Origin of the sequence: Stenotrophomonas maltophilia, assembly GCF_004920835.1 — a bacterium.
Lineage (GTDB): Bacteria > Pseudomonadota > Gammaproteobacteria > Xanthomonadales > Xanthomonadaceae > Stenotrophomonas > Stenotrophomonas maltophilia_AQ.
In genome coordinates, this window is the sequence record NZ_QFHO01000059.1 from 1 (window position 1) to 3,243 (window position 3,243).

2 protein-coding genes are annotated in these 3,243 nt (G+C 68.2%); both read left to right on the forward strand.

Going from position 1 to position 3,243, the window contains the following annotated elements:
- Window positions 1-405: 405 nt before the first annotated feature.
- Window positions 406-2,454 carry a DNA repair helicase YoaA gene (locus tag DI041_RS21040; protein WP_136640092.1) on the forward strand — a complete coding sequence of 683 codons (2,049 nt, stop codon included), beginning with the start codon at window positions 406-408 and terminating at the stop codon, window positions 2,452-2,454.
- A 9-nt stretch (window positions 2,455-2,463) separates the two neighbouring features.
- Entirely contained in the window at window positions 2,464-3,177 is a 714-nt protein-coding gene (gene tsaB, locus DI041_RS21045) for a tRNA (adenosine(37)-N6)-threonylcarbamoyltransferase complex dimerization subunit type 1 TsaB (protein ID WP_046986996.1), read from the forward strand.
- Window positions 3,178-3,243: the final 66 nt, after the last annotated feature.

A 3,243-nucleotide genomic window follows, 5' to 3' on the forward strand; every position in this document is an offset into this window, starting at 1 on the left:
CCCTCCCGGCCCGCCATACATCGCGCGGGCCGCAGGCAAGAACAAAATCAAAATCAAAAGCGGGTCGCGCGCTGCGCGCACTCGCTGCGGGGTCGGATCCGTTTTCCGCAGGAAAACGGATCCGACCCCTTCCACTTTCTCCGTTACACCAACCGCATCTGCTCTGCCTTTGCATTCCGTCACCGGGAAACTGTCGAAGGCGGGGGACTGTGGGTTTGCGGGGTGTCCGCGGCATGGATGCCGCGGCCAAGCCCCCAAGGACGGGTTTACGGCGTCCCCGCAAACCCACAGTCCCCCGCCAGTCCCCAGTACAACCCAGAGCCATGAACAGCGCTGTTGCCGTTGCTTGTGCCCCGGCTTGAAACGGGTGCCGGGCAGCGCCCGGCCGGGTATCCTTTCCCTCTGATGTCCGACCTTGTCCATGCCAGCCGCGAAGCCCTCAGCGACGGCGGCGCGCTCGCCTTGCACCTGGATGCCTTCGTCCCGCGTCCCGCACAGCTGCGCCTGACCGAAGCCATCGCCGACGCGTTGCAGCAGCGTGATCTGTTGCTGGCCGAGGCCGGTACCGGCACCGGCAAGACCTTCGCCTATCTGGTGCCGGTGCTGCTGTCCGGGCTGCGTACCATCATCTCCACCGGCACCCGTGCGCTGCAGGACCAGCTCTACCACCGCGATCTGCCGCGCGTGCGCCAGGCGCTGGGCGTCGGCCTGCGCAGTGCGCTGCTGAAGGGGCGTGCGAATTACCTGTGCCGCTATCGCCTGCAGCAGGCGCGCGGCGAGCCGCGTTTTTCCAGCCCCGAACAGGCGGCGCAGTTCCAGCGCATCCTGGCCTGGTCCGGTCGCTCGGAGTTCGGCGACATCGCCGAGCTCGACGGGTTGGCCGACGACTCCCCATTGCTGCCGATGGTCACATCTACCGTCGACAACTGCCTGGGCACCGATTGCCCGTTCTGGGATGACTGCTTCGTGGTGCGCGCGCGGCAACGCGCGCAGGCCGCCGACGTGGTGGTGGTCAACCATCACCTGCTGCTGGCCGACCTGGCACTGAAGCAGGAGGGATTCGGTGAACTGCTGCCGGGGGCGCAGGCCTTTGTCATCGACGAGGCACACCAGTTGCCCGAACTGGCCGCGCAGTTCTTCGGTGAAGGTTTCGGCATGCGCCCATGGCAGGAACTGGGCCGCGATTGCCTGGCGGAGGCTCGTGGTGTGGGTGGCGCGCAGTCGGCGCTGCAGGGGCCGGTCGATCAGCTGCAGCAGGCGCTGCTGGCGTTGCGTTCGGCGATGGAAGGGCTGCCATTACGTGGCACGCAGTGGCGCGCATTGGCAATGCCGCAGGTGCGTGACGGCTTCGATACGGTGATGTCCGGCCTGATGATGCTGGAGCAGTCGCTGCAGCCATTGCGCGAAGCGGCGGCCGGCCTGGATGCCTGCCATGCACGGGCGCGCGAGGCGGTCTCGCGGCTCAGCCGCTGGTTGGGCGATGACGAACCCACTCTCGATTTCGACACCGATCCGTCTGAAGCGAGCAGTGCGGCCGACGTGCTCTGGTACGAGCTTACGCCGCGTGGTTTCCGCTGCCAGCGCACGCCGATGGATGTGTCCGGCCCGTTACGTGAGCATCGCGAGCGCAGCCGAGCTGCGTGGATCTTCACTTCGGCGACGCTGACCGTTGGCGGTGGTTTCGATCACATCGCCTCCCGCCTGGGTCTGGACGATCCGCACACGCTGGTGCAGCCGAGTCCGTTCAACTGGCCCGAGCAGGCACTGTGTTATCTGCCCGAGGGCCTGCCCGATCCGGCCGCGCGCGGTTTTGGTACCGCGCTGATCCAGACCCTGCGGCCGGTGTTGCAGGCGTCGGAGGGCCGGGCCTTCCTGCTATTCGCTTCGCATCGCGCCCTGCGTGAGGCGGCCGAGGCGTTGCGCGACGGGCCATGGCCGTTGTTCGTGCAGGGCGAGGCACCACGCGCGACGCTGCTGCAGCGCTTCCGCGAATCCGGCAACGGCGTGCTGCTCGGCTCGGCCAGCTTCCGCGAGGGCGTGGACGTGGTAGGCGAAGCGCTGAGCGTGGTGATGATCGACAAGTTGCCGTTCGCGGCGCCCGACGACCCAGTGTACGAGGCGCGGCTGGAGGCGATCCGCAGCCAGGGTGGCAACCCGTTCCGCGACGAGCAGTTGCCACAGGCCGTGATCGCACTGAAGCAGGGCGTCGGCCGCCTGATCCGCAGCGAGAGCGACCGTGGCGTGCTGGTGCTGTGCGACCCGCGCCTGCTCAACCGGGGCTATGGCCGGGTTTTCCTCGATTCGCTGCCGCCGTTCCGGCGTACCCGCAGCCTGGCCGATGTGCAGGCCTTCTTTACGCCACAATGGGCACCCGTGGCCGATGATGCTGCTGCTCCGTCCGCTGTTGCGGCAGGCCCGCACCCGGCACCCGGCGCCACGTTCCCCCTGTTCTGACCTGATCCGATGAAACTGCTCGCCTTTGAAACCGCCACCGAAGCCTGTTCCGTAGCCCTGCATGTGGATGGGCAGGTGCTGGAACGTTTCGAGATCGCCCCGCGCCGGCATGCCGAACTGAGCCTTCCATGGGCCGAGGCGCTGCTGGCCGAAGCCGGCATCAGCCGCCGCCAGCTTGATGGCATCGCGCTCAGCCGTGGCCCCGGTGCGTTCACCGGCGTGCGTCTGGCGATTGCCATTGCGCAGGGCATCGCGCTGGCGCTGGACCGGCCGCTGCTGCCGGTCTCGACGCTGCAGGTGCTGGCGCTGCGTGCGCCGGCCGAAGAGATCCAGATCCTGTCGGCAATTGATGCGCGCATGGGCGAGCTGTATGTCGGGCGCTTCGAGCGCGTGGACGGCCTGCCGGTGGCACGCGATGCCGAACGCGTGTGCGCACCCGATGCGGTGGCATTGCCGGAAGGGCTGGCTGCCTACGGTGTCGGCACCGGTTTCGGTGCGGCCGAGGGCGCACTGGTGGCGCAGCTCGGTGCTGGCCTGCGCGGATTCGATGCCACTGCACTGCCGCGCGCGTCGGATCTGCTGACGCTGGCGGTGCCGGCCTTCGCACGTGGCGAAGCCATTGCGCCGGAGAAGGTGGAGCCGGCATACCTTCGCGACAACGTGGCATTGACCCTGGTCGAGCAGCAGGCCGCGCGCGAGGCGAAGGCGAAGGCCAACGGCTGAGCCCCTCGTGGCGGGGTTGGCCGCGTAAATCAAAAGCCGTGGTTTGGCCGGGCGGGTGGGCTGCGC